Raw genomic sequence first — 24,865 nt, 5'->3', positions numbered from 1 at the left:
GACACTCAGATATCAAAATATACTGAAAACTGAAACAGCGACTTCGCGCGACCAGGCTCAGACAATGCGTAGGAGATGGGATGAAGAACAGACGAGACGGGTTTTGCCTAATTGAAGCGATGGTAGCCTTGGCCATCTTTGCAACCGTGATGATTTCGTTTAACGAATTGATGATTTTTACGCATAAATTAATTGTGCGACAAGATCGAAAACGAACCGGTGTGCAAATGGAACAAGTATGTCAAAGAATCAATGCAATTTTAAAGGTGAGTAAATTAGAACAACTGGCAAAAGAATATCTAGTATTTACCAATCGACAATATGGTTGTTGCACATTAATAGTGGTTAGAAATAATTTGGTTTTGAAAACACAGGCGGGTGGACAGCTATTTATTGCCAAAACCGTTCGAAATTTAGTTTTTGAAAAGGATTTGAAAAACCATCGAATTTTATTTCGAATCACCATTGATCAAAGTCATTGCCGAGGATATTTGTATTATGGTCAGAAAAGCTAGTGTGTTGCTTGCATTCGTTACATTGATGACAGTGCTGTTGGCGGTTTTAATGTTTTATTGTCAACTGGCTACTATGCTTAATCAAAGCATGCTCAATCAAAGAAATTATTATCTTTGTGAGCGCGATCTATATAAATATTTGTGTGTAAAAAAGATGCGACCGCCGGTTGGGATAGTTTTCGGTGAAGCAGGACGCAGCATATCTTATGTAGGTGGAGAAACTTTTCGATTTAAAGGGCGGAGCTTTGATTATTTTTATTCTTTACCGAAGTAATGGAGGTAACACTTGTTATTTATACAGTTTAGGGCTTAAACTTGAATATATTATTCGAGTTTAGGAGATCAGTATGTACGAAGCAATTGAGAATACGATTGTCAACTTGAAACAGGCTCAAACAGAGATAGCTTCAGCGCTTGACTTATCAGCAATTGAGGCAGTTTTGATTCTGTTTGAATTGATGTTAGGGCAAGAAGACGAGCAATTAGCCCTGCTTGATCGGGAAAAGATTGATCGTATCAAAGATACAGTGGAGCAAGCTAAATTTTCTGAACTAGCAGGGGATGGTCGACGCCAGGTTTTGCAGTTATTATTAGTCGCTACTCAACGCCAAGATCAGTTACAGGCTAATTATCAAGTGACTCCAGATGCAATTGGAATGTGGTTTGCGTACTTAGTGAATCATCTAATAGGCGATAAGCAAAATGCAAAAATTCTGGATTTGGGCGTAGGTTCGGGGAACTTGCTTGCGACAGTTTCTCAGAGCCTGACAAACGTTAATGAGTACGTTGCTGTTGAAAATGATGATACGTTGATTACGTTGGCTAGCGGAGTTGCAGGCTTGCTAGAACAATCATGGGAATTGATCCATGAAGATGCAATGCAACTGGATCAGGCTGATACATTCGATATCGTAATTGGTGATTTGCCAGTTGGATATTATCCTAAAACGGCACCAGCTAATTTTGTTACGGCAAACCAAGCTGATGAATTATCGTACGTGCATCATTTGCTAATCGAAAAAGCAGTTGAGTTGCTTAAAGCAGGTGGAACGGCTTTACTCTTGGTGCCAGCAAGAATTTTTGAAAATGAGGCAACTGATTTGCTGCAATTGATCCAAGCAGATCATGTTTATATGCAGGCATTTATGCGCTTCCCAGGTAAAATGTTTGCCAATGCTGCAAATGCAAAAGCATTATTAGTCTTGCAAAAGCAAGGGTCAAGTGTGAAGCAAGCAAGTCCAGTGCTACTGGCTGATATTCCATCTTATATTGATCAAGAAGCAACACAGCGTTTCTTGTCCGAATTAACGGAATGGTTGACTGATAATCAGTTGTAAAAGATATTCAGGTAAGAATTTACCGCCTTGGCGGTTTATTTATGCTAAAATGGTATAGATATTTTGAACAAGTTACAGAGGAGACAACAAACATGGCAAAGATTATGGCAGTTAATGCCGGTTCTTCATCATTGAAATTTCAATTGATTGAGATGCCTGCTGAAACAGTAATTGCAAAAGGGCAAGTTGAACGGATCGGATTGAATGATTCAATCTTCACATTGAAGTTCAATGGAGAAAAAGTAGAGCTAACGCAAGATATTAATGATCATGCAGGAGCAATCAATTTGCTTTTGAGCCAATTACAAGAGCATGGTATCATCGAACAATTCAATGAAATTGTGGGTGTAGGACACCGTGTTGTTGCCGGTGGTGAGTGGTTTAATAAGTCACACATCATTGATGAAGATGCTTTGAATAAGATTGAGCGTTTGGCATCATACGCACCATTGCACAACCCAGCCAATGCCATGGGAATCCGTGTGTTCCAAGAATTGCTACCTGATGCAGTTGCGGTTGCGGTTTTCGATACAGCCTTCCATCAGACATTGCCACGTGAGCATTATCTATATGCCTTGCCATACGAGTATTACACAAAGTATGGAGCACGTAAGTATGGTGCGCATGGTACATCACACCGTTACGTTGCTCATCGTGGTGCTGAAGTAATGGGTCGTGACCTAAAGGATCTTAAGATGATTACCTTACATTTGGGAGCTGGTGCATCTGTAACAGCAATCAAGGATGGGGTTTCATTTGATACTTCAATGGGCTTCACTCCGTTAGCCGGTGTAATGATGGCTACTCGTACTGGAGACGTTGATCCATCTTTGGTATATTATATCCAAGAGCGTGAGGGTTTGACTAACGAACAGATGTTGAATGTTTTGAACAAAAAGTCTGGTTTGTTGGGAATTTCAACGATTTCTTCTGACATGCGTGATTTGGAAGAAGTTGAGGAAACTAACGAACATGCTGCCTTGGCCATCGAGATGTTTATTAACCGCGTAGTTCGTTATGTTGGTGAATATACTGCTGAAATGGGTGGTTTGGATGCGATTGTCTTCACTGCTGGAATTGGTGAAAACGGTGCGGAGATTCGTGAGAAAATCATGGAGCGTTTGGCTTACATGGGCATTACGATTAACCTTGAGGAAAACAAGAAGCGTGATGATGAGATGATCATTTCTGGTGCAGATTCAAAGGTAACTGTAATGAAGATTGCTACGGATGAAGAATTGATGATTGCACGTGATGTGCAAGAATTGATGAAAAAGTAGTCTTGATAAAATTGATTTAACGAAGGACGAATGATACCGAAGTTAGCTTTGGTATCATTCGTCCTTTATTGTAGTGGGGCAGTTGACCGGTAAAATTAGGGAACTTTTGACTTGTTTGTTAAAATGATTAGAAAGTGAATTATTTGATAGTTAGATTTCAGAGGAGGCAGATATGAAGCATGCATCAATAATTGTAGATGTACCAACAATGCAGACAAATCAGCCATATACTTATCTGATTCCGGCACAATTGGAAATGCTAATTGAGACAGGAATGCGTGTTCGAGTTCCCTTTGGACGCGGAAATCGTTTGGTTCAGGGTTTTGTAGTTGAAATTGTTGAAGATGTAGTCGAGGACGAAAAGTTGAAGACAGTGGTCGACTTGATCGAACCAACATCAGTCTTGAATGATGAACTATTGGCTTTGGGAGCGTGGCTGGCTGAACGGAACTTTGCTTTCAAAATTAGCGTGCTACAAATGATGCTACCGAATGTTATGCGCGCAAAGTACTCGAAAGTATTGCAAGTAATTGATTTGAACTTAATTGAAGATCCGTTGGTCAAACAGTTATTTGTCGATCGAAATGCAATTCCATATGATGCCGACAACGTTCCGGATATCTTGTTAACAAACATTCAACATGAACTTCGTCTGAACCATATTCAGATTGGATATGTCGTTGATAATCAAGCGAAAGAAAAGACAGTTCTTGCAGTGAAGCCGTTGCTCGCTACGCAAGCCTATGATGATCTACGGAAGGCCCTACGTCCAAATGCCAAAAAGCAGGCCCGACTACTGAGCTACTTGAAAGACATGCCCAACGATTATCAGCCACAAAGTGAAGTGTTAAAGATGATTAAGGGGGATGCTAGTGTAATCACCCATGCAGTTGAGGCTGGTTGGCTTGAAAGAACCAAGATAGAGGTGTATCGCTTACCTAAATTGACGAGTCCAATTGTGCCAACGCAACCCTTAACGTTGAATTCGGAACAAATGGACGCCTTTCAAAAGATTGCTAAGGCGACCGATTTACGCCAAACAAAAACTTTCTTACTAGAAGGAATCACGGGCTCGGGAAAGACTGAAGTCTATCTGCAGGCAATTGCTGCAACCCTTAAACAAGGGCGAACTGCGATGATGTTGGTGCCCGAAATAACCCTAACACCTCAGATGATGCGACGAGTTCAAGGCCGTTTTGGCGACCAAGTTGCCGTGATGCATAGCGGTCTCTCCGATGGTGAACGGTATGATGAATGGCGTAGAATCAAACGTGGTGAAGTCAGCGTCGTTGTCGGAGCACGTTCGGCAATCTTTGCACCGCTAGAGAATATTGGCTTAATTATCATTGATGAAGAACATGAAGGTTCATACAAACAAGATGAGAATCCCCGGTACCATGCTCGTGATGTGGCAATGTGGCGGGCCGAATATCATCAGGCTGTTGTCGTTTTAGGTTCGGCAACGCCATCGCTAGAAACGCGTGCGCGTGCACAAAAGCACCGCTATGAGCTATTACAATTAACGAAGCGTGCCAAGCAAGGTGTCTTGCCGAATGCGACAATTGTTGACATGCGCGAGGCTCTGCAGAATGGTTCGGATGAATTATTTTCACCAATCTTGGCTGAAAAATTAGTTGATCGCTTAAATAAGGGTGAGCAAAGCGTGTTACTCTTGAATCGGCGAGGGTATGCTAATTACCTAATGTGCCGCGATTGCGGATATGTGCCACGATGCAAGAACTGTGATCTAGCATTGACGATGCACAGTGACACTGGGAAACTCGAGTGTCATTATTGTGGATATTCTGAGCCAATTCCACACGAATGCCCAGTTTGTGGCTCAAAGCGGATTCGTCCTTATGGAGCAGGAACCCAAAAAGTGGAAGCGGCTTTACAAGCGTACTTACCACAAGCACGAATTATTCGGATGGACGTGGATACAACGAGAAAAAAAGGCGCAATTGATCAAATGCTAGCTGATTTTGGTAATAAAAAGGCTGATATTTTACTTGGAACGCAAATGATTGCCAAAGGTTTGGATTTTCCAGATATTACCTTGGTAGGAGTCTTAAATGCCGATACGTCTCTAAGTGTGCCAGATTATAGAGCGGCTGAACGGACTTTTCAGTTATTGACCCAGGTGGCCGGTCGAGCTGGACGGGCGGAAAAGCAAGGCGAGGTTGTAATTCAAACCTTTAACCCAGACCATTATGCCATCCAGCTAGCAAGTCAGCAGGATTTTGAGGCCTTTTATAAGTATGAGATGCAATTGCGGCATACTTGGCAATATGCGCCTTATTTCTACACCGTTCAGATTAAAATTGCACATGAGGATCAGGCAACGGCTGCCAAAGTGGCCTATCAGACCGCTAATTGGTTAAAACAAAAGCTTGCTAGCGAATCCACGATGCTTGGCCCGGCTGCTGGTGCAATTACAAGGCTTAAGAATAAATATTATTATCGAATTTTAATTAAATTTAAAACCGACCCAGGTTTAAATGATGCACTTAGTGAATTAATGGTGGCAGCGCAACGGCTACAAAAGCAGGGCGTCATTTTAAACATTGATCGCGATCCAAATAATTTCATCTAATTAATCAACATGAAGGAAAATAACTATGACAACAAGAATTGTATTTATGGGAACGCCAGACTTTTCAGTACCGATTTTGAAAGCCTTGATTGATAATTCAGCTTATGATGTGATCGCTGTTTTGACACAACCGGATCGCCCAGTCGGCCGTAAACATGTTTTGACTGCCACACCCGTTAAGCAGGCGGCGGTTGAGGCCGGCATTCCAGTCTTTCAACCAGCAAAGTTGTCTGGAAGTACCGAATTAACGGAGATTATTGACTTGGAGGCGGATTTGTTGATTACGGCGGCATATGGTCAGTTCCTGCCAACGAAATTATTGAAATCAGCGAAAGTTGGGGCAATCAATGTGCATGCATCTTTGCTGCCTAAGTATCGTGGAGGCGCACCGATTCATTATGCAGTGATGAATGGCGACCAGGAAACTGGGGTTTCAATCATGTATATGATTAAGGAGATGGACGCAGGAGCGGTACTGTCACAGGCAAAGATTGCTATCGAGGCAGATGATAATACTGGTACAATGTTTGAAAAGCTAAGCATTCTCGGTCGTGATCTATTACTGGAGACCTTGCCAGAATTAATTGCGGGTACCAATGTGGCAATCGAACAAGATCCAGCGCTGGTAACCTTCTCGCCAAATATTTCACCGGAGCAAGAAGTGCTTGATTTTACCAAGGATGCAATGACAATTAACAATCATGTTCGCGGACTATATCCGTTTCCAATTGCACATACGATCATTAATGGCGTTAGAACCAAAATTCAAAAGACGCATTTAGTTGATTTGGAGACAGTGGCTCTTCCTGGAACGGTGGTACGCAAAACTAAGCACGAATTATATTTGGCAGCAGGATCTGGAAGTGTGCTTGCAATCGACGAACTACAACCAGCTGGAAAGCCTAAGATGGACGTTACAGCCTACTTAAATGGGCGTGCAAAGTTTGACCAAGGAGATATGGTGATTTCAAATGACTAAGGGAAATAATGACACAATTGCATCGTGGGAACTATCAAACACACGGGCACTGGCGATTCGAACTTTAGAACGTGTCCAAAATGGAGCATATTCAAACTTGCAATTGAATCAGATGATTAAGCAATCGAAACTTGAGGGTCGTGACGTAACTTTGTTAACAACAATTGTTTATGGTGTTATTCAAAGGCGTATGACGTTAGAGTTTTGGTTGAAGCCATTTGTGAAAGATCCAAATAAACTTGATCCATGGGTGCGGGAATTACTGTATACGGCGATCTTCCAACTTGCCTTTTTGGATAAAGTTCCAAAACATGCAATTTTTGATGAAACTATTACGATTGCAAAGCGCCGAGGCCACGACGGAGTTCGTAAATTTGTAACTGGCGTGCTACATGCGATTGATCGGCAGGGACTGGCAGAATTTGAGACAATTGCTGATCCAATTGAACGACTATCAATTGAAACTTCATTACCGCAATGGCTAATTAAGCAATTAGAGCAAGAACTTGGTTTTGAAAAGATGGAGAAAATTGCCCGTTCAGTCAATGATGCGCCGGCTCAATCAGCGCGCGTTAACTTGGCAGTCACGACGGTTTCAGCGGCAATTGAGCGACTCATCGAAGAAGGCTTTACCGTTGAACGTTCAAAGGTCGCGCCTGAGGCCCTAATTTTACATGGCGGTCACGTTGCAAGCTCGGAATCATTCCAAGATGGTTGGGTAACATTACAAGATGAATCGGCAATGTTGATGGCGCCAAGCTTACAGATCCAGCCCGCTGATCAAGTTTTGGACGCGGCAGCGGCTCCTGGTGGTAAGACAACCCAAATTGCAACATATCTAGATACCACGCTTGGCGGAAAAGTTACAGCGTTGGATATTCATGATCACAAAGTTGCATTGATCAATCAAAATGCAGAAAGGCTTCATGTTGCCGATCGTATTGAGGCTTTGAAATTGGATGCTCGGAAGGTCGATGAGCAATTTGCTGACCAAACTTTTGATCGCGTACTAGTTGACGCTCCTTGCTCAGGCTTCGGTCTATTGCGTCGTAAGCCGGAAATCCGTTATGGTAAAACGATGGCGGATAGCATGAGCTTACAAAAGGTTCAAACAGCCATTTTGGACGCAGTTGCCGATAAACTGAAGGTCGGTGGCCGACTTGTATATGGGACTTGTACGATTTTACGGATCGAGAACGAAGATGTGATTGATCAATTCTTAGCTAAACACACAGAGTTTAAATTAGTGCCAACATATACAGAATTTGGTTTGAATGCAAGTGATGACCGTGGTATGGTACATATGTTCCCTGACGATTTTGCATCAGACGGGTTCTTTATTGCGACCTTGGAGAAGCAAGCATAATTTGTAGGAAAACAGAGAGGCCAATAACAACATGAAAATCACATATGCGTCTGATCGCGGACGGGTAAGAGCTGATAATCAAGACTATGTTGATGTATTCGTTAATACTAGTGGCAGTCAACTGGCAATCGTCGCTGACGGTGTTGGTGGCGAGTTTGGTGGTGATGTCGCTTCAACGATGGCAGTTTTACATCTAGGTAATGAATGGCGTATTACAGATGTTGCCGACGCGGCGGCAGGGCGTGCCTGGTTAGAAACGATGGCAGCGCAAGAAAATGAAACAATCTTAAATGCAGGTAGAAGATATAAGACCTTGAAGGGAATGGCAACAACCCTAGTAGTGGCTATTATTTTGGCCGACCAAGTTATTATTGCTAATTTGGGTGATTCGAGGGCGTATTTATTACGGAATCGAGAATTGCGTCAAATTACAGAGGATCATAACTTGGCGGGAGAGTTATTACGCCAAGGAGCAATTACAGCTGATCAGGCAGCTGAACATCCGGGACGCCATATTATTACGCGTTCTTTAGGTGTTGGTGAAGATGTTATGCTTGATATTTATGAATTTGCCTTACAGGCTGATGACCTATTGATGTTAACGACTGATGGACTACCAAAGATTCTGTCTGATCGAGAAATCATTACGGAAATTGAACATGCACCGTCCCAAAAAGCGGCGGTTGAGAATCTAATAACGAATGTTAACGCAGGTGGTGGACCTGATAATGTAACAGTGCTTTTGGGTTATCAGGAGAGCGAGGATCAAGTCTGATGAAATTAAACCAGTTAATTGGTGATCGATATCGAATCACTGCGCCGATTGGCGAAGGTGGGATGGCAAATGTTTACCGGGCCTTTGATACGATATTGCAACGTGATGTGACGGTAAAAATTTTACGCTTTGATCTGCGAGACAAGGATGTTGTAAGGAAGCGTTTTGAAAATGAAATTGCCGCAACTGCGGAAGTTAACCATCCTAATATTGTTCAAATATATGATTTCGGCGACGAGGATGATGACCAATATCTCGTCTCTGAGTTTGTTGATGGAACGGATTTAAAACATTATATTCAGGATGAATATCCAATTTCCTTTTCTAAGATTGTTGACATTATGAGTCAAATTTTGGCAGGTGTGGCTGAGGCACATGAACATGGAATTATTCATCGTGACTTGAAGCCCCAGAATGTTTTAATTGCTAGTAATGGTCAGGTAAAAATAACTGATTTTGGGATTGCGCAAGTTGAAACCTCGTTAGGATTGACTCAGACTAATTCAGCAATTGGCTCAGTTCATTACATGTCACCTGAGCAAGTTAAGGGGCGACCGGCAACGGTCCGTTCAGACATTTACGCGCTAGGAATTATGCTGTATGAGATGTTGGCTGGACATGTGCCTTTTGACGGTGAAACACCAGTCGCAGTGGCTGTTAAACATACGCAAGAGCCGATTCCATCAGTTCGTGAGATTGATGCACGAATCCCTCAAGCAATGGAAAACGTGATCATTCGTGCGACCGCTAAAAATCCATTACAACGCTATGTATCAGCTAATGAAATGAATGAGGATCTGGTGACAGTACTTTCACCAACCCGAGTTAATGAGAGCCGGTTGTTGCTTCCTGGTGAGGAAATGGCCGAGGCTGCTACAAAGGTGTTGCCCTTGCATGAAGTGCAGCAATTAACCAGTGCAACTCCAGAAGTTGTCAAAGCAGCAACAAATGAGGATGCACCAAAGACATCAAAGGCAGAGAATGGTAAGAAAGCCAAAATAGATCCTAAGAAAAAGAAGAAGAAGAGGCGGCGCATCATTCTGGCGATTATCGTGGCAATCTTAGTTTTGCTGGGTGGTCTGTGGGCAATTGGTGCAATGAGTCCAGATCGGGTGACAATCTCGAATTTGAATGGACAGACACAAAGCGCTGCTGAGAAAACTTTGAAACAAGACGGTTTAAAAGTTGGAAAAATTTCGACAACTGCTTCAAATGTGACAACTGGATCGGTTGTTAGATCCAACCCAGGTGCCAATAAAGTTGTTGATAAAGGAAGTAGCGTTGACCTAGTTGTCTCAAGTGGTCCCAAGAAAGAACGATTTGGCGATTATGTTAATGAACGCTATACAACGGTAGCTAGTCAGCTACGTGCCAAGGGCTATACCGTGCATAAAGAAGAGGCTGCTAGTGATATATATCCTGCCGGATATATTGTTTCACAAAGCGTCAAGGCAGAGAAGCAAGTAGTTCCAGGCGATACAAGTGTGACTTTCGTTGTCTCAACAGGGGAAGCTAAATTGACTGTGCCAGATTTTAGTAATAAATCACAAAGTTATGTGTCAAATTGGGCAAGTCAAAATGGTGTAATTGTCAACTATACACAAGCGTATTCTGACACTGTGCAAAGTGGCAATATTATGAATCAAAGTATTGCAGCTGGCACAACCATTACAAAAAATCAGGCGCTTTATGTGACGGTATCAAAGGGTGCCAATGAACAAAGTAGTTCGAGTTCGTCGGAGTCGTCATCAACGTCAACATCGTCAGGAAGTAGTTCGTCAAACACAACTAGTTCAAGTGCAAGTTAACTAATTAAGTAAATATGGGAGTAAATATGGCACAATATCATGGCCAAATTCATTTAGCTTTGGCAGGATTCTACGATGTCTTGTCCGATGAAGGCGTAATGTATCGTACACGGGCACGAGGTAACTTTCGCAAACGTGACTTGAAACCACTAGTTGGTGATTGGGTGACTTTTTCAGCCGAAACGCAAAAAGAGGGTTATATCCTAGAGATTGATGACCGTGAGAATGCGCTAGTTCGGCCACCGGTTGCAAATGTCGATCAGGCAATCGTGGTCACGGCCGTTCGAATGCCTGACTGGTCAAGCAATTTACTTGATCGCCAACTGGTCGCACTCGATGAGAAGCACATTGAGCCAATTATTTACTTTACAAAGACGGATTTGTTAAACGCGACTGAATTGTCGGAGCTTGAAGAAGTTGCGCAAGGGTATCGTGAAGCTGGTTTCCAAGTGATCCTACCTAAAGCAGCCTTTGATCCGGCAAGTTTGGAGGAAGTCGCTAATTCATTAGCAAACCAATTATCAGTCGTGATGGGGCAGACTGGGGCTGGAAAAAGTACTTTGTTAAATCATTTGGCACCAGAACTTGAATTGGCAACCGGCGAGGTTTCCAAGGCACTAAGTCGTGGAAAGCACACTACACGGCAGGTTGGTCTTGTAACCATTTTTGGTGGATTAGTGGCAGACACGCCGGGATTTTCATCATTTGAAGTCTTTGATATGCCTGCAAATGAGCTGACACATCATTTCCGTGAATTTAATCAATTAAGTGCGAATTGTCGTTTCCGTGGTTGTGTACATTTGAATGAACCAGGGTGTGCCGTAAAGGCTGCTCTTGAGGATGGCACAATTATGCGTTCACGATATGAGAACTATCAATTATTTTATGATTTGATTGAAGGTCGTCGTCCAGTTTATAATAAGCATGATAAGAAACATTAAGTTATCTAAAGAGGAGTATGTATTAATATGACAATTAAAGTAGCGCCTTCAATTTTAGCGGCCGATTATTTGAACCTTGAACGTGACGTAAAGTTGGTTGAGGATGCTGGTGCAGAAATGCTACACATCGACGTGATGGATGGTATGTTTGTGCCATCAATCTCATATGGTCCAGGCTGGGTAAAAGCTCTACGCCCAGTTACAAAGATGATCTTGGATGTGCATTTGATGGTTGAACAACCAGAACGTTACATCGATACATTTGCTGAAGCCGGAGCCGACATCATCGGGGTCCACGTTGAAGCAACTCAACACATTCATCGTGCACTACAACAAATCAAGGGACACGGTAAGAAGGCTGAGGTCGTAATTAATCCTGGTACGCCGGTTTCAGCGATTGAGTCAGTTTTGAATATGGTTGATCAAGTTTTGGTAATGACAGTAAATCCTGGTTTCGGTGGTCAAAAGTTCTTGCCAGAGACTCTACAAAAGATCGAACGTCTAGCAAGCTTAAAGAAGAGCCTTGGTTATGACTTTGACATTCAAATTGACGGTGGCGCAAATGATGAAACCAGTGCGATGGCATATAAAGCAGGGGCTACGGTTGCAGTTGCAGGATCTTATGTTTATGACAAAGTTGATCCAGCTGCTAAGATCGCCCGTTTGAAGGAAGTAACGACAGATTAATGAAACGAGTCAGGGTTTTGATTGGCGGTCCGGTCAGCGAGTGGCCAGCAGCATTACAGGCTGGTGAACTGACTGGCCCTTGGGTGGCGGCTGATCGGGGTGCATTACGCTTATTGCAATTGGGCGTGGTTCCTGAATTGGTAGCCGGTGATTTTGACTCGCTGGCACCCGCCGAGCGTAATCTAGTTGAGCAGCAAGTTCATAAAATTGTGGCTGTTCGACCAGAAAAGGATGAAACTGACACCGAGTTGTTATTACGACTGCTTGGTGAAGATGAAACAATTGATGAAATTGAGATTTACGGTGCAACTGGTGGTCGTCTAGATCAATTATTGTCAAATATCTGGATATTTACTCAACTGCGCTTTCGAGACCTTGTGGCGAAGATTAAACTGATTGACCGATCAAATGTTGTTAGTTTTTATTTGCCGGGTATACATGCAATTGAGCGTTTACCTGAGATGACCTATCTGGGTTTTATTAATTTAACAGCAGTTGAAAACTTAACATTACTCGATGAAAAATACGCACTACAATCGTGGTCGTCGACGACACCTTTTTCATGGTCGTCGAATGAATTCACCGCTAAAATCAATCATTTTTCCTTTGATAGTGGAATTGTGGCAGTTATTCAAAGCCGCGATTTACATGGTCAACAAGGTGATTGAGTAAAAAAAGGTGTAAAGTAAAAATACTTTACACAAATCCCTTGCATAACAGTTGAGGGTTTGGTAAGATAATTCAAGTAAATAAAAGCACTGAAAAAAGAGCTTAGGATTGGAGGGTCAATCATATGGCAGTTGATGCAATCACTGGAAAGCATACGCGTTTCGGTAACCAACGTTCACACGCCCTTAACTCAAGCCGTCGTAGCTGGAAGCCAAACTTGCAAAAGGTAACGGTTAAGATCAATGGATCAGCACCTAAAAAGGTGTACTTGTCAGCACGTACTTTAAAGGCTGGTTTGAAGAACGGTTCAATTGAGCGTGTTTAATAGATAAGAAGCTACCCTTGTGGTGGCTTTTTTCTTTATTATGAATCGTTTTAATTCATAGAGTGTGAGAAGTTTACAATATAGCGTATAAAGTGGTATCTTGAAATGCCGCTATAACCAAATATGCGGTTTTTAACATAAATGTGATAAAATGTTAGAAAGTATACTAACGGAGGCGGAACAGATGGCAGTTAAAATTCAAACTCCAAGCGGGATTATCGAAATTGAAAATGAAGTTATTGCGACAATCGTGGGTGGTGCAGCCACCGATAACTACGGTGTTGTAGGAATGGCTAGCCAAAACCCTTTGCGTGATGGTGTAAATCAAATTTTAAATAAAGATAACTTTTCAAAGGGTGTAATTGTACGCCAACAAGATAATGGTGTCGCAGTGGATGTGCACGTTGTTGTCGGTTATGGCATGAAAATCTCAGAAATTTCAAAGAGCGTGCAAGCACGTGTGAAAAATGATTTAAATGTGATGCTGGGAATTATTGCAACCGAGGTTAATGTGACGGTGCAAGGTGTGCGTGTGCTGGGGGATTAACCGGCTGAAGGAGATTTAACGTGGAAGTTGTTACAAGTATTACCAACGTTGAGTTTGGTAAAATGATCAATGCGGCAGCCAATGCGCTTCAAAATAACGCCGATAAGATCAATAAATTAAATGTATTTCCAGTACCCGATGGTGATACTGGAACAAATATGACATTGTCAATGGCCTCAGGTGCTGAATATGAGCGTAAAGAGGAAGACATTACAATTGGCGCACTTGCAAAAGCAACCTCAAAAGGTTTGTTGATGGGAGCTCGTGGTAATTCTGGTGTTATTCTTTCGCAGATTTTCCGTGGTTTCGCCAGTGTTGTTGAAGGTAAGACAACTTTGACGGCTCGTGATTTTGCTGATGCATTGATGGGTGGAGCTGAGACAGCGTATAAAGCAGTTATGAAGCCCACTGAGGGTACAATCCTAACCGTTATTCGTGAAGCAGCGGCAGCGGCCAATCAAGCCGCTAAAGAGCATGATGATGTCGTTATAGTTGCCAAGGCAGCTTTTGATGCATCTGAAAAAGCATTAGCCTCAACCCCTGATTTGCTACCAGTTTTGAAAGAAGTCGGTGTCGTTGACTCCGGTGGGCAAGGGCTCGTGATTGTCTTAGAGGCATTCTATGCTGTTTTGTCAGGTCAAGAAGTTGGCGAGACTGAAGTTGATAATGCCGGTCTTGAGGCGATGATTAAGGAGTTGCATAATGCTGGTGTGCAGGGTGCAATTAATCCAGCCGATATCGAGTACGGATATTGCACGGAGATCATGGTTGATATCGCTCAAGGAACAACTTATGATCATCCATTCGTTTATGATGAATTCTATGATCACTTGGCAGGCTTAGGTGACTCGCTTCTAGTAATTAACGATGATGAAGTGGTTAAAGTCCATGTGCATACAGAAAACCCAGGCGAGGTAATCAATTGGGGAACGCACTTTGGTTCATTGCGTAAGGTCAAAGTTGATAATATGCGTGACCAGCAAGCTGAGGCGGCAGCTGCTGCACAAGCTACTGCGACGCCGGTTAAGAAGGCCAAGCCAGCTGTTGACTTGGCGGTGATCACAATCGCTAGTGGACAAGGGGTTAAGGACTTATTCGAATCAGCTGGAGCGACAATTGTTCTTGATGGTGTGCAAGCACCTTCAACCCAAGATCTAGTTGAAGCGGTAAAAGAGTCTGGTGCCAAGGCAGCAATTATTCTGCCAAATGATAGCAATATCTTTATGGCAGCTGATCAGGCCGTTGACGTTTTGGATATTCCAACCATGGTGGTACGTACACGAACGATCCAACAAGGGTTAACTTCGCTTGTTCTTGGATATGAGCCAAGTGGGGAATTGACTGAAATCAGTGCAGCGATGACCGCGGCACTTGGTGATGTTGTATCGGGAGCTTTAACTACATCAGTTCGTGATACAACACTGAGTGGTTTAGAGATTCATGATGGTGATGCAATCGGACTGCTTGATGGTAAAATTACTGTGGCAGTTAAGGATAACGATATTCAGCAAGCTGCAAAAGATCTTTTGCAACAAATGTTGGATGAAGATTCAGAAATTGTAACAATTATTTTTGGTGAACAAATGGATGAAAAGGGTGCACAAGCATTAGCGGATGCAGTCTTGGAAATCAATGAAGATGTAGAAATTGAAATTCATGATGGTGGTCAACCACTTTATCCATATTTGATCTCAGTTGAATAAGCAATTGTTGAACATTTTAAAAAAATTAAGTAAAAACAAATTTAATAAAAGCGGGCTAAGAATTATTAGCTCGCTTTTTTTGAGGTTCTAATATATGAGATACTGGACTCCTTGGTAAATATGTTACGGATTTGATATTTGAAAATATTTGTTATAATAGTTTTAACTTATTGAAAGAGGGAGCAGGTGATGACATCATTATTAGATTCTGTTGGTCAATTGGCCGGAGTTGGGCCTAAGCGTGAAGAAGCGTTAAATCATCTTGGAATTTTTAACATCAACGACCTGCTCAGTTATTTTCCAACGCGTTATAACGACCTGGAACAGAAATTACCATCGGTAGCTCTTGATGGCGAGAAAGTAACTTTTAAAGGGGTTGTATCCTCGGAGCCAGTACTTGCAAGATTTGGCTTTAAGAAGACGCGAGTTAATTTCCGACTCTTAGTGGAACATGATAATGTGATGGTAACTTTCTTTAATCAGCCTTGGATTCAGGGACGGATTAATTTGGGTGACGAAGTTGCTGTTTATGGAACATATGAGAAAGCCCGTCAAGGATTGAGTGGAATTAAGTTGCTCCCAAAGAACAGCGAGGACGAATTGGAGGCGATTTATCCCTCGTCAAAGGAAATCCAACAAAAGACAATTAAGGGGCTAGTAGAACAGGCTTTGGGCAAGTATCAAGACTTGCTTGACCTGAATTTGATTCCTGATGACATTCGGAGCCGTTATAAGATATTAAATCGACGCGAGATCATCTTTGGGATGCATGTACCTAAAACGCCGTTTGAGTCTCAGCAAGCACGTCGTTCGGCGTCATTTGAAGAATTTTTTCTTTTTCAAACACGCTTGCAACTGATTAAAACGATGGATCGTTCTAATCATGGGCGGGCAATCAATTTTGATAATGAGCGATTAAAGCAATTTATTCAAACTTTACCGTACGAACTAACGAGCGCGCAAAAAAAAGTTGCCAATGAGATTGTTTTTGACATGCGGCGACCTATTCACATGAATCGGTTGTTACAGGGCGATGTAGGGTCTGGTAAGACGGTGGTAGCTGCTTTAGCAATGTATGCGGCAATCACTGCTGGGATGCAGGCAACGATGATGGCACCGACAGAAATCTTAGCGCAGCAACATGCTCGTTCGATCGGCAGTCTCTTTAATCCTGATGAGGTAAGGGTTGAGTTATTAACTGGGTCAACTAAAGCCGCGCAACGACGACAAATCTTGGAAGACCTGATGAGTGGTGACGTTGATATTTTAATTGGAACACATGCACTAATTCAGCCGGATGTAGCCTTTCATCAATTAGGGTTAGCAGTTATTGATGAACAGCATCGCTTTGGTGTTGATCAACGTGGAATGTTACGTGATATTGGGATGAATCCGGATATCTTAGCCATGACGGCTACTCCGATTCCACGAACACTAGCAATTACTGCCTATGGTGAAATGGATGTGTCAATTATTGATGAACTGCCGGCCGGTCGCAAAGCTATTAAGACATCGTGGGTGCGGCATAACGAGCTTGATCGAGCAATTGATTTGATCAAAGCACAGTTGAAGGATGGAGCGCAGGCTTACGTTGTAACGCCTTTGATTGAGGAGTCAGAGGTTTTGGATGTTCAGAATGCCGAACAGGTTTTTGCTGATATGCAGGCGGCTTTTGCACCTGACTATGAGGTGGCGTTGTTACACGGTCGAATGAATAATCAAGCTAAAGATAGCATTATGGCAGCTTTTAAGGCGAATGAAATTCAGATCTTGGTTGCAACGACAGTTATCGAAGTTGGGGTCGATGTACCGAATGCATCTGTCATGTTAATTCTAGACGCTGATCGTTTTGGGTTAGCGCAACTCCATCAATTACGTGGGCGGGTTGGTCGAGGTGAACGACAATCATATACCATCCTAGTTTCGGATCCTAAAACACAGTACGGGATTGATCGAATGGAAGCGATGGTCGCAACGACTGATGGCTTTGTACTGGCGCAGAAAGATTTGGAATTACGTGGTTCGGGGGATGTTCTAGGCGTGCGACAATCAGGACTTCCGGCTTTCCAAGTTGGCGATCCAATTCATGATATGAAGATGATGGAAATTGCACAACAAGAGGCCATCGAACTAATTTCGGAAGCCGATTGGGATAAAAAGCCAGCGAACGAGGCCTTGGCAGCTTACATGTCAGAAACAATGGTTCAATACCGTTACTTTGACTAAGTGGCAAATCCATTTGAAGTGTGGTAAAGTAGTCGGAGTTTACAAAAGACTAGAGGAAATTAATATGTTTAAGATTGCAGTTGATGCAATGGGGGGCGACAACGCTCCGCAAGAAGTCGTTGCGGGAATTGAACAAGCGCGTGATCGAATGCAGGATGTTGAATTCGTCCTTTTTGGGCAATTGGATAAGGTAGCGCCTCTGGTGAAAGACCAGACACGGATTACCTTGGTTCAGGCCGATGAAGTGATCGAAATGGCGGAGGAACCTGTAAAATCAGTTCGACGTAAGAAGCAGAGTTCATTAGTGCTAGCGGCAAATGCTGTTAAAGCTGGTGAAGCAGATGCATTATTCTCGGCTGGTAACACAGGAGCGCTTTTGGCGGCAGGAATCTTCATCGTTGGTCGGATCAAAGGAATTGATCGGCCGGCACTGATGACAGTGATGCCAGCTTTTGGTGGACCTCGAGATAATTTTGTCATGATGGACATGGGGGCGAATGCAGAGAATCGTCCAACACATCTTTATCAGTATGGAATCCTAGGATCTTTCTATGCCAACAATATTTTGGGTTATGATCAACCACGAGTAGGCTTGTTGAATAATGGTACGGAAGCGGATAAAGGGGACCAAGTTCATAAGGAAGCGCATGAACTGCTACAAGCTGGTTCTGATAAAGAACTGTTAAACTTTATTGGGAACGTGGAAGCGCGGGATATTTTACAAGGGCCAGCTGATGTAGTGATTGCTGATGGTTTCTCTGGAAATGCTGCGTTGAAGGCAATCGAAGGAACCGCATTAACTTTGTTGAAGTTAATGAAGGAGAGCATTATGAGTGCAGGTCCTTTGGCAAAGCTTGGCGGTGCATTAGTGAAGCCTGCTTTAAAGAATATGCAAGAACGCTTGGATTATTCAAAGGCTGGTGGAGCAGTTGTGATTGGGGTTAAGGCACCAGTCGTTAAGGCGCATGGTTCTTCTGAGGCAGAGACGATCGCAAATGCAATGGGGCAAATTGAAGCAATGTTGCATGCCGATTTGATTACCAAGGTGCAGGCTTTCGTTAATGAACATGCTGATGATTTAGTAGCTCGTTCGGATGAAAAAAACGCAGATTAATTAGATAAAAAGTTAGGTGAGATAATGGAACGTCAAGTAGTTTTGGATAAGGTAATTTCAGTTGTAGCAAGTCATTTTGAATTGGATCCAGCTAAAGTAACTGGGACATTGAGTTTTTTGAATGATATTGATGCTGATTCGATCGATTTCGTTGAATTGGTTTTGGAGATGGAAGATGAATTTGACATCGAAATCTCTGACGAAGATGCTGAAGGTCTTGTAACGGTGAATGACACCGTGGACTACATCATGAATCATAGCAAATAATAAATATTTACAATGAAGGGTATGTGTTGTTTAACGCATGCCTTTTTTATTTGTTCGCCTAGAATTAGCTAGGTGGATATTATAAAATATATATATAGAAAGTAGAGGTGGCATCATGATCAATGCAAATAAAGCGCAAGATGTCTGGAAAGACGCCGGTTTGAACGTATCGTTTATTGTCTTGCAACTTACGCGAAAAAATCAAGTAAGCACGCAGGAACAAATCGCCGAATTTACTGATCGGTCACAAGCAATCATTCGATCGATGCGCATTCGTAACCCCCAAGCAAATCTACAAGTTGCAATCGGTTTTAGTGCGAAAGCATGGGAATATCTTTTTCCGAATGTCGAAATGCCAAAGGAGTTAGAGACTTATACAACGCTCAGTGGTCCTGAGTATACGATGCCAGCAAGTGATGGCGATATCTTCTTACATGTCCGAGCGGGTGAAGAGGCGGTTGTTTATGAGATCGTACGGCAATTGATGGTCTTTTTAAGTCCGGTTACTCAATTACTTGACGAGACTAAAGGCTTTAGATATTTAGAAGGACGATCAATTATTGGGTTCATCGATGGGACTGAGGCACCAGCATTGGAAGATGCCGCTGATTATGCCATCATTGGTGCGGAAGACTCTAATTATGAGAACGGTTCATATGCTTTTGCGCAGAAGTGGTTACACGACATGCAGAACTGGGACCATCATTCAGTTGAAGTACAGGAAAAAGCCGTTGGCCGTCATAAATTTGATGATCTAGAGTTGGAAGATGGCGATAAATTTAAGAATGCACATAATGTGGCTTCAAAGCTTGAGGTTGACGGAGTTGAGCAAAAGATCATTCGGATGAATGTGCCCTTTTCGAATCCAGCTGCTAATCAAACAGGCACATATTTTATTGGCTACGCGCGTCACTGGCAGGTTACGAAGCAGATGCTTGAACAAATGTTGGCGCAATCTGATTTCTTATTAAGCTTTTCAACAATCTTATCGGGACAACTGTTCTTTATTCCGTCGCGAGATACGTTAGCAGATATTGCGGATGGCAAATTCTTTTAATTGAGAGTGGATTTCTCAGACTGAGGAATCCATTTTTTAGTTGTTTAGGTAGTTGCAGATCAATTTAATTTCTAAGGGGAGTTTATATCAGCAAATATCGATAGCTTTCCCGTTAATGCTGGAATCTTCTGGTATAATTACTATTATCTAACGAAAAATGGAGTGACTTATGTTCGATAAATTAGAAAAACAATTATCGGAAAAATATCAGATAGAATTTAATGATTTAACCTTGTTGCGAGAAGCATTAACACAGGCTAATTACGTTAATGAGCATACCAATTTTACAGGACGTGATTATCAACGGCTTGAATTTTTGGGTGACGCCGTCATGCAACAATCAACTGCCCTATACTTGTTTAAACGATATCCAGATTGGGATGAAGGTCGATTGACAGAGTTGCGGATTTCGATGGTTCAAACTCGCGCTTTTGCAGCTTTGTCACGTGAGTTACATCTTGATCGGTACATCCTATTGGGACGAGGCGAAGAGAAGTCAGGCGCTCGTAACCGTGATTCTTTGTTAGAAGACATTTGGGAAGCCTTTATTGGCGCTTTATTCCTAGACCAAGGTGCGGATAAAGTGATGGACTTTTTAAAGCAAGTTATGTTCGTTAAAATTGACAATGGCTTTTATGACCAATTCGTTGACTATAAGTCAAAATTGCAAGAGTATTTGCAGCGAAATGGTTCTGTAACAATTGTCTACACTAAGGTTGCTGAACGCCCAGTAGAAAATAACGAACAAATTTTTACAGTCGACGTTACATTAGATGGGAAGGTCTTGGGTAGTGGTGAAGGCAAGTCAACTAAGGACGCTGAAAAAGCAGCCGCACGAGTAGCCTTTCAAACCTTAACCAAGGGAAATTAAGAACTATGAAGTTGAAATCACTTGAGATCAGTGGCTTTAAATCGTTTGCTAATAAAACCAAAATTGATTTTATGCCAGGGATCACTGGGGTTGTCGGACCAAATGGGTCAGGTAAATCAAATATTATTGAATCGGTTCGATGGGTCCTTGGTGAGCAATCTGCGAAGGGCTTGCGTGGAGATCGGATGGCGGATGTGATCTTTGGTGGTACCGCAACCCGCGCGCCACTTAATCGCGCTGAAGTTGTGATCACGTTTGACAATAGCGATCATTATCTTAATTCGTCTTACTCAGAGATCGCTATCACGCGAACTTTGTATCGTAACGGTGACTCTAAATATCTGCTAAACGGCACTGCGGTTCGTTTAAAGGATATTCAAGAACTTTTCATGGACTCCGGTTTAGGTCGTGAGAGTTTCTCGATTATCTCGCAGGGACGTGTTGAAAGTATTTTCTCAGCAAAGGCGGAAGAACGCCGAACGATTATTGAAGAGGTCGCCGGTGTTTATAAATATAAGCAGAATAAAAATCGGGCCGAAAAAGAATTGTCGGGTACACATGAAAATCTAAATCGTGTTCGCGATATATTGCATGAGCTAGAACAACGGCTCGAGCCTTTGGCTGAACAAAGCGCTCGGGCGCAAGATTATGTGAATCAAAAAGAACAATTTGATGCGCTTGATCAAGCTCGTCTAGTGCTTGAATTGACTGATTGGTATGAAGAGCAAGGCGATAATAATGATCAAGTGCAAGTCGCCAATATTAGGAACCTACAGAGCCAACAGCTCGTCGAAGAACAGTCAACAGCATTAAGCAAATTGCATGATCAACGATCAAGTGCGGAAAGCGAGCAACAGCAGGTTCAAAATGAACTTGTCGAGTTGACTGGCCGTCATCAGCAATTACTTGGTAAGCGTAATTTACAAATTGAACGACATACGAACCGTTCGGCTGCCAAGGAAGATTTAACGAGGCAACAAATACAAGTTCAAGAATTAGTTGAGCAATTACAAGCAAAGCGAGCTACACAAACGGCCGATTTACTGCAGTTGGAGCAGGCAACTCGCGAACTTGCAACGAAGTTAGAACGGTTAATTGAACGTCACCCTCAAAAGCAGGCCAAAGAGCTTACGGCGAAGATTGAGGCTCATCGTAATGAGCTGGTTGCGGCGATGCAGGATTTGGCAGACGTGAAGAACGAGCAAAAGTATCTCGAGCGAGAAGACGCCCAATCGGATGTTGTCAGTCTACGCCTGCAGGAGCGTGGCCAACAGTTGGCCGGTCAGTTGACTGCTTTGACGGGAGAATTAGCCGAGAGCAAAGAACGGCTTGATCAAGCCCAAAATAACAAGGAAAAGTTGACTGATGAAGTTCAAGTTGCCCAGACGAAGGGAAAAGAACTGGAGGAACGGCATCAGGCAGCTCGGCAAACATGGTTTGCTGCACTTGAGGAACAACAACGCCAAAGCGTGAAGTTGGACTCAATGAATCGGGTTGTTGAAAATTATGACGGATATAATCAAGGCGTAAAGAATTTGATGAGTGCACGGGCACAGTTTCCCGGCTTACAAGGCGTGGTTGCCGAGTTATTAAACGTGCCAGCTGAATATCAAGTCGCTTTGGAAACCGCATTAGGTGGTGCATTACAATATGTCGTTGTTGATAATGAACAGGTTGCTAAGGCTGCCATTCAGTATTTGACGCAACATCGACTGGGCCGCGTAACCTTTTTACCATTGACTACGATCAAGGGCCGTTCAATTCAAGCTGATCTTTGGCAAACTGCCCAAAAGCAGCCAGGTGTACTTGGGATTGCGGCTACTTTGGTTAGAGTGGCGCCGAATTACCAAGCGGTGCTGGATAATTTATTGGGGACTACGATTGTTGTAGATACATTAGATCATGCGATTACAGTTGGTAAGCAGTTACATCACCGGGCTCGTCTAGTGACGCTGGACGGTCAATTAATGAATGCTGGTGGATCCTTGACGGGTGGAGCAAATCGCAATCACCGCAATGGCTTGTTAGTTCAACAAGGTGAGGTTGAACAGCTGGAACTGACGGTTGCTCAAACTGAGCAGGCGGTTCAGGCGGCAGAGAAGCTAGTAAAGGATCTTGCACAGCAGATCGAACCATTAGCTGCCGAGTTTCGTGAACTACAAACGGCTTTGATGAATAGTAATGAAGAAGAACAAGCGGCCAAAGCGCAATTACAGATATTGGTTGAACGTGAAAATCAATTGAAGCGCGAACAAGCAGCCTTGGCGTTTGAATTACATCAGTCTGACGATGCAACTGCTGGCAATGCCTTGCAGCGCCAAGATAATTCAAGTCAATTATTAACTTATCAAGAACGGGTAACGGATTTACAAAATAAACTGACTGCGATGACTGACGAACAGCAGGTATTACAGGTACAAATTGCAGATGCAGATGCGGATGTGGCAACGACACGTTCGGCCTATAGTGCCTCGAAGGCGCGAGTTGAGGCAGAGCGAGTTCGGATTGAGGAGCTTGAGAGTCAATGTAAACGAGAAGAAACACGTCTCGCTGAGTTGAACGGTCAGTTAGCTGATTTAGAGCGAGATGATCAGGATGTAATTGCTGATTTGGATCAGTTAATTGAGCAAGTCAGTCAGGAAAAGATGCAAGCAGAGCATCATTTGGTAGAATTAGAACAAACGATTGCCGATACCGGTAAAGCGGTTGATAATTTAGATCGTGAATTAGCGCTGGCACGTGATGAGCAAATGCAAATTATGAGTTTGCTAAATCGGTTAACTGGACGACAGGCTGAGTTGAAAACACAAATTCAACATGCGGAACAAGCGTTAGTAGACACGTATGATACATCGTTCTCTTATGTTAAGAGTCAGATGACAGAATTATCGTTAGCTGAGATCAGAACACAGTTAAAGCTGTTGCGACGTGGACTTGATGATTTGGGAAATGTTAATTTACATGCGATTGATGAATACGCTGAGGTCAAGACGCGCTTTGACTTCCTGCATCAACAAAAGACTGATCTTGAAACCGCACAGGCAAATCTTTTAGAGACGATGTCTGAAATGGATACAGAAGTGGAGAGTCGTTTTAAAGAGACTTTCGACGCAATTGCCAGTCATTTTAGCGAGATTTTTGTTAAGATGTTTGGGGGTGGCCAAGCGCAGCTAATCTTGTCAGATCCGGAGCACTTGTTAACAACTGGAATTGACATCAAGGCTCAGCCACCGGGCAAGAAGTTCCAACAAATGAGCTTACTTTCAGGTGGTGAAAAAGCATTGACAGCAATCTCGTTGTTATTTGCCATTTTGGAGGTTCGTCCGGTACCATTTGCAGTTCTTGATGAGACAGAGGCAGCCCTTGATGAGGCGAATGTCGATCGTTTTGCTCGGTATTTGCATGAAGTGAACGCACGGACGCAGTTTATCGTGATCACACACCGTAAAGGAACCATGACGCAGTCAGATGTTTTGTATGGTGTTACAATGCAGGAACCAGGAATATCAACGATGGTCTCAGTCAATTTGACAGATTTGCCAGCTGAGGTTACTAATTAAGAAAGAGGCTTGAAATGGGATTATTTGACTTTTTAAAGCGAAAAGAACCAGAGCAAGAAAAGGTAGCATCGATTAAGGTTGAGGTTTTGCAACCAACGCCCGGGATGCAATATGTTGCACCAGTTGTCAAAGAAGATTCAAATGCAACAACGGTGAATGTGGAGATATCAGATGAATTAAAGGATGTCACAACGATTGACACTCCTTCGGAAACGGCTATCATTACAGAGCCAGAGCCAGAGCCA

The 24,865-nt window shown here is 42.9% G+C and carries 20 protein-coding genes and 1 pseudogene; all 21 read left to right on the top strand.

The features are described 5' to 3' along the window. Positions 1-80 precede the first annotated feature (80 nt). On the top strand, positions 81-515 hold the full coding sequence (locus ESZ50_RS03410; RefSeq protein ID WP_148622193.1) for a type IV pilus modification PilV family protein: 435 nt from the start codon (positions 81-83) through the stop codon (positions 513-515). 347 nt (positions 516-862) lie between these two features. Next, positions 863-1,852, top strand: coding sequence for a class I SAM-dependent methyltransferase (locus ESZ50_RS03400; RefSeq protein ID WP_148622191.1), 990 nt, complete (start codon positions 863-865; stop codon positions 1,850-1,852). A gap of 92 nt (positions 1,853-1,944) precedes the next feature. Continuing rightward, positions 1,945-3,132 (top strand): acetate/propionate family kinase, encoded by a 1,188-nt coding sequence (locus tag ESZ50_RS03395; RefSeq protein ID WP_148622190.1) that lies wholly within the window; start codon positions 1,945-1,947, stop codon positions 3,130-3,132. Positions 3,133-3,304: 172 nt separating this feature from the next. Beyond that, complete coding sequence (gene priA, locus ESZ50_RS03390; RefSeq protein ID WP_148622189.1) at positions 3,305-5,725, top strand: primosomal protein N'; 2,421 nt, start codon at positions 3,305-3,307, stop codon at positions 5,723-5,725. Between the two features lie 25 nt (positions 5,726-5,750). After that, positions 5,751-6,704, top strand: a complete 954-nt coding sequence (gene fmt, locus ESZ50_RS03385) for a methionyl-tRNA formyltransferase (protein ID WP_148622188.1) — start codon at positions 5,751-5,753, stop codon at positions 6,702-6,704. Further along, complete coding sequence (rsmB, locus tag ESZ50_RS03380) at positions 6,697-8,070, top strand: 16S rRNA (cytosine(967)-C(5))-methyltransferase RsmB (RefSeq protein WP_148622187.1); 1,374 nt, start codon at positions 6,697-6,699, stop codon at positions 8,068-8,070. Before fmt ends, rsmB begins: the two co-directional genes overlap by 8 nt. A 31-nt stretch (positions 8,071-8,101) precedes the next feature. Beyond that, a complete protein-coding gene (locus tag ESZ50_RS03375; RefSeq protein WP_148622186.1) occupies positions 8,102-8,845 on the top strand; it encodes a Stp1/IreP family PP2C-type Ser/Thr phosphatase in 744 nt (247 codons plus the stop codon). Beyond that, a complete protein-coding gene (gene pknB, locus ESZ50_RS03370; protein WP_148622185.1) occupies positions 8,845-10,653 on the top strand; it encodes a Stk1 family PASTA domain-containing Ser/Thr kinase in 1,809 nt (602 codons plus the stop codon). The genes ESZ50_RS03375 and pknB overlap by 1 nt, the downstream gene beginning before the upstream one ends. A 26-nt stretch (positions 10,654-10,679) precedes the next feature. Further along, positions 10,680-11,594 carry a ribosome small subunit-dependent GTPase A gene (rsgA, locus tag ESZ50_RS03365; protein WP_148622184.1) on the top strand — a complete coding sequence of 305 codons (915 nt, stop codon included), beginning with the start codon at positions 10,680-10,682 and terminating at the stop codon, positions 11,592-11,594. Between the two features lie 27 nt (positions 11,595-11,621). Further along, the gene (rpe, locus tag ESZ50_RS03360; protein WP_148622183.1) at positions 11,622-12,281 is read left to right on the top strand and encodes a ribulose-phosphate 3-epimerase; all 660 of its coding nucleotides are present in this window, start codon (positions 11,622-11,624) and stop codon (positions 12,279-12,281) included. Then, positions 12,281-12,949, top strand: a complete 669-nt coding sequence (locus ESZ50_RS03355) for a thiamine diphosphokinase (protein ID WP_148622182.1) — start codon at positions 12,281-12,283, stop codon at positions 12,947-12,949. Before rpe ends, ESZ50_RS03355 begins: the two co-directional genes overlap by 1 nt. Positions 12,950-13,074: 125 nt before the next feature. Beyond that, on the top strand, positions 13,075-13,275 hold the full coding sequence (gene rpmB, locus ESZ50_RS03350; RefSeq protein ID WP_148622181.1) for a 50S ribosomal protein L28: 201 nt from the start codon (positions 13,075-13,077) through the stop codon (positions 13,273-13,275). Positions 13,276-13,459: 184 nt separating this feature from the next. Further along, positions 13,460-13,822 carry an Asp23/Gls24 family envelope stress response protein gene (locus tag ESZ50_RS03345; RefSeq protein ID WP_148622180.1) on the top strand — a complete coding sequence of 121 codons (363 nt, stop codon included), beginning with the start codon at positions 13,460-13,462 and terminating at the stop codon, positions 13,820-13,822. 20 nt (positions 13,823-13,842) lie between these two features. Next, positions 13,843-15,525 carry a DAK2 domain-containing protein gene (locus ESZ50_RS03340; RefSeq protein WP_148622179.1) on the top strand — a complete coding sequence of 561 codons (1,683 nt, stop codon included), beginning with the start codon at positions 13,843-13,845 and terminating at the stop codon, positions 15,523-15,525. Positions 15,526-15,714: 189 nt separating this feature from the next. After that, positions 15,715-17,751, top strand: coding sequence for an ATP-dependent DNA helicase RecG (recG, locus tag ESZ50_RS03335; RefSeq protein WP_148622178.1), 2,037 nt, complete (start codon positions 15,715-15,717; stop codon positions 17,749-17,751). Between the two features lie 64 nt (positions 17,752-17,815). Further along, on the top strand, positions 17,816-18,865 hold the full coding sequence (gene plsX / locus ESZ50_RS03330) for a phosphate acyltransferase PlsX (RefSeq protein WP_148622177.1): 1,050 nt from the start codon (positions 17,816-17,818) through the stop codon (positions 18,863-18,865). A gap of 24 nt (positions 18,866-18,889) precedes the next feature. After that, positions 18,890-19,132: an acyl carrier protein gene (gene acpP / locus ESZ50_RS03325; protein ID WP_148622176.1), complete on the top strand. Its 243-nt coding sequence runs from the start codon at positions 18,890-18,892 to the stop codon at positions 19,130-19,132. 112 nt (positions 19,133-19,244) lie between these two features. Then, positions 19,245-20,189, top strand: a complete 945-nt coding sequence (locus ESZ50_RS03320) for a Dyp-type peroxidase (protein WP_148622175.1) — start codon at positions 19,245-19,247, stop codon at positions 20,187-20,189. A gap of 169 nt (positions 20,190-20,358) precedes the next feature. Then, a complete protein-coding gene (gene rnc / locus ESZ50_RS03315) occupies positions 20,359-21,060 on the top strand; it encodes a ribonuclease III (protein ID WP_148622174.1) in 702 nt (233 codons plus the stop codon). A gap of 5 nt (positions 21,061-21,065) precedes the next feature. Then, positions 21,066-24,620, top strand: a complete 3,555-nt coding sequence (smc, locus tag ESZ50_RS03310) for a chromosome segregation protein SMC (RefSeq protein WP_148622173.1) — start codon at positions 21,066-21,068, stop codon at positions 24,618-24,620. 14 nt (positions 24,621-24,634) lie between these two features. Beyond that, positions 24,635-24,865, top strand: a pseudogene (locus ESZ50_RS11645) (hypothetical protein); the annotation flags it as partial.

This window comes from Weissella muntiaci, assembly GCF_008107635.1.
GTDB lineage: Bacteria > Bacillota > Bacilli > Lactobacillales > Lactobacillaceae > Weissella > Weissella muntiaci.
Note: the sequence above shows the minus strand (reverse complement) of the source record. Positions and strands in the feature narration are given on the sequence as shown.

Excerpts from the sequence above, each read along its gene's own strand:
- ESZ50_RS03410 (WP_148622193.1), top strand. The coding sequence starts at position 81 with ATGAAGAACAGACGAGACGGGTTTTGCCTAATTGAAGCGATGGTAGCC.
- ESZ50_RS03400 (WP_148622191.1), top strand. The coding sequence starts at position 863 with ATGTACGAAGCAATTGAGAATACGATTGTCAACTTGAAACAGGCTCAA.
- ESZ50_RS03395 (WP_148622190.1), top strand. The coding sequence starts at position 1,945 with ATGGCAAAGATTATGGCAGTTAATGCCGGTTCTTCATCATTGAAATTT.
- priA (WP_148622189.1), top strand. The coding sequence starts at position 3,305 with ATGAAGCATGCATCAATAATTGTAGATGTACCAACAATGCAGACAAAT.
- fmt (WP_148622188.1), top strand. The coding sequence starts at position 5,751 with ATGACAACAAGAATTGTATTTATGGGAACGCCAGACTTTTCAGTACCG.
- rsmB (WP_148622187.1), top strand. The coding sequence starts at position 6,697 with ATGACTAAGGGAAATAATGACACAATTGCATCGTGGGAACTATCAAAC.
- ESZ50_RS03375 (WP_148622186.1), top strand. The coding sequence starts at position 8,102 with ATGAAAATCACATATGCGTCTGATCGCGGACGGGTAAGAGCTGATAAT.
- pknB (WP_148622185.1), top strand. The coding sequence starts at position 8,845 with ATGAAATTAAACCAGTTAATTGGTGATCGATATCGAATCACTGCGCCG.
- rsgA (WP_148622184.1), top strand. The coding sequence starts at position 10,680 with ATGGCACAATATCATGGCCAAATTCATTTAGCTTTGGCAGGATTCTAC.
- rpe (WP_148622183.1), top strand. The coding sequence starts at position 11,622 with ATGACAATTAAAGTAGCGCCTTCAATTTTAGCGGCCGATTATTTGAAC.
- ESZ50_RS03355 (WP_148622182.1), top strand. The coding sequence starts at position 12,281 with ATGAAACGAGTCAGGGTTTTGATTGGCGGTCCGGTCAGCGAGTGGCCA.
- rpmB (WP_148622181.1), top strand. The coding sequence starts at position 13,075 with ATGGCAGTTGATGCAATCACTGGAAAGCATACGCGTTTCGGTAACCAA.
- ESZ50_RS03345 (WP_148622180.1), top strand. The coding sequence starts at position 13,460 with ATGGCAGTTAAAATTCAAACTCCAAGCGGGATTATCGAAATTGAAAAT.
- recG (WP_148622178.1), top strand. The coding sequence starts at position 15,715 with ATGACATCATTATTAGATTCTGTTGGTCAATTGGCCGGAGTTGGGCCT.
- plsX (WP_148622177.1), top strand. The coding sequence starts at position 17,816 with ATGTTTAAGATTGCAGTTGATGCAATGGGGGGCGACAACGCTCCGCAA.
- acpP (WP_148622176.1), top strand. The coding sequence starts at position 18,890 with ATGGAACGTCAAGTAGTTTTGGATAAGGTAATTTCAGTTGTAGCAAGT.
- rnc (WP_148622174.1), top strand. The coding sequence starts at position 20,359 with ATGTTCGATAAATTAGAAAAACAATTATCGGAAAAATATCAGATAGAA.
- smc (WP_148622173.1), top strand. The coding sequence starts at position 21,066 with ATGAAGTTGAAATCACTTGAGATCAGTGGCTTTAAATCGTTTGCTAAT.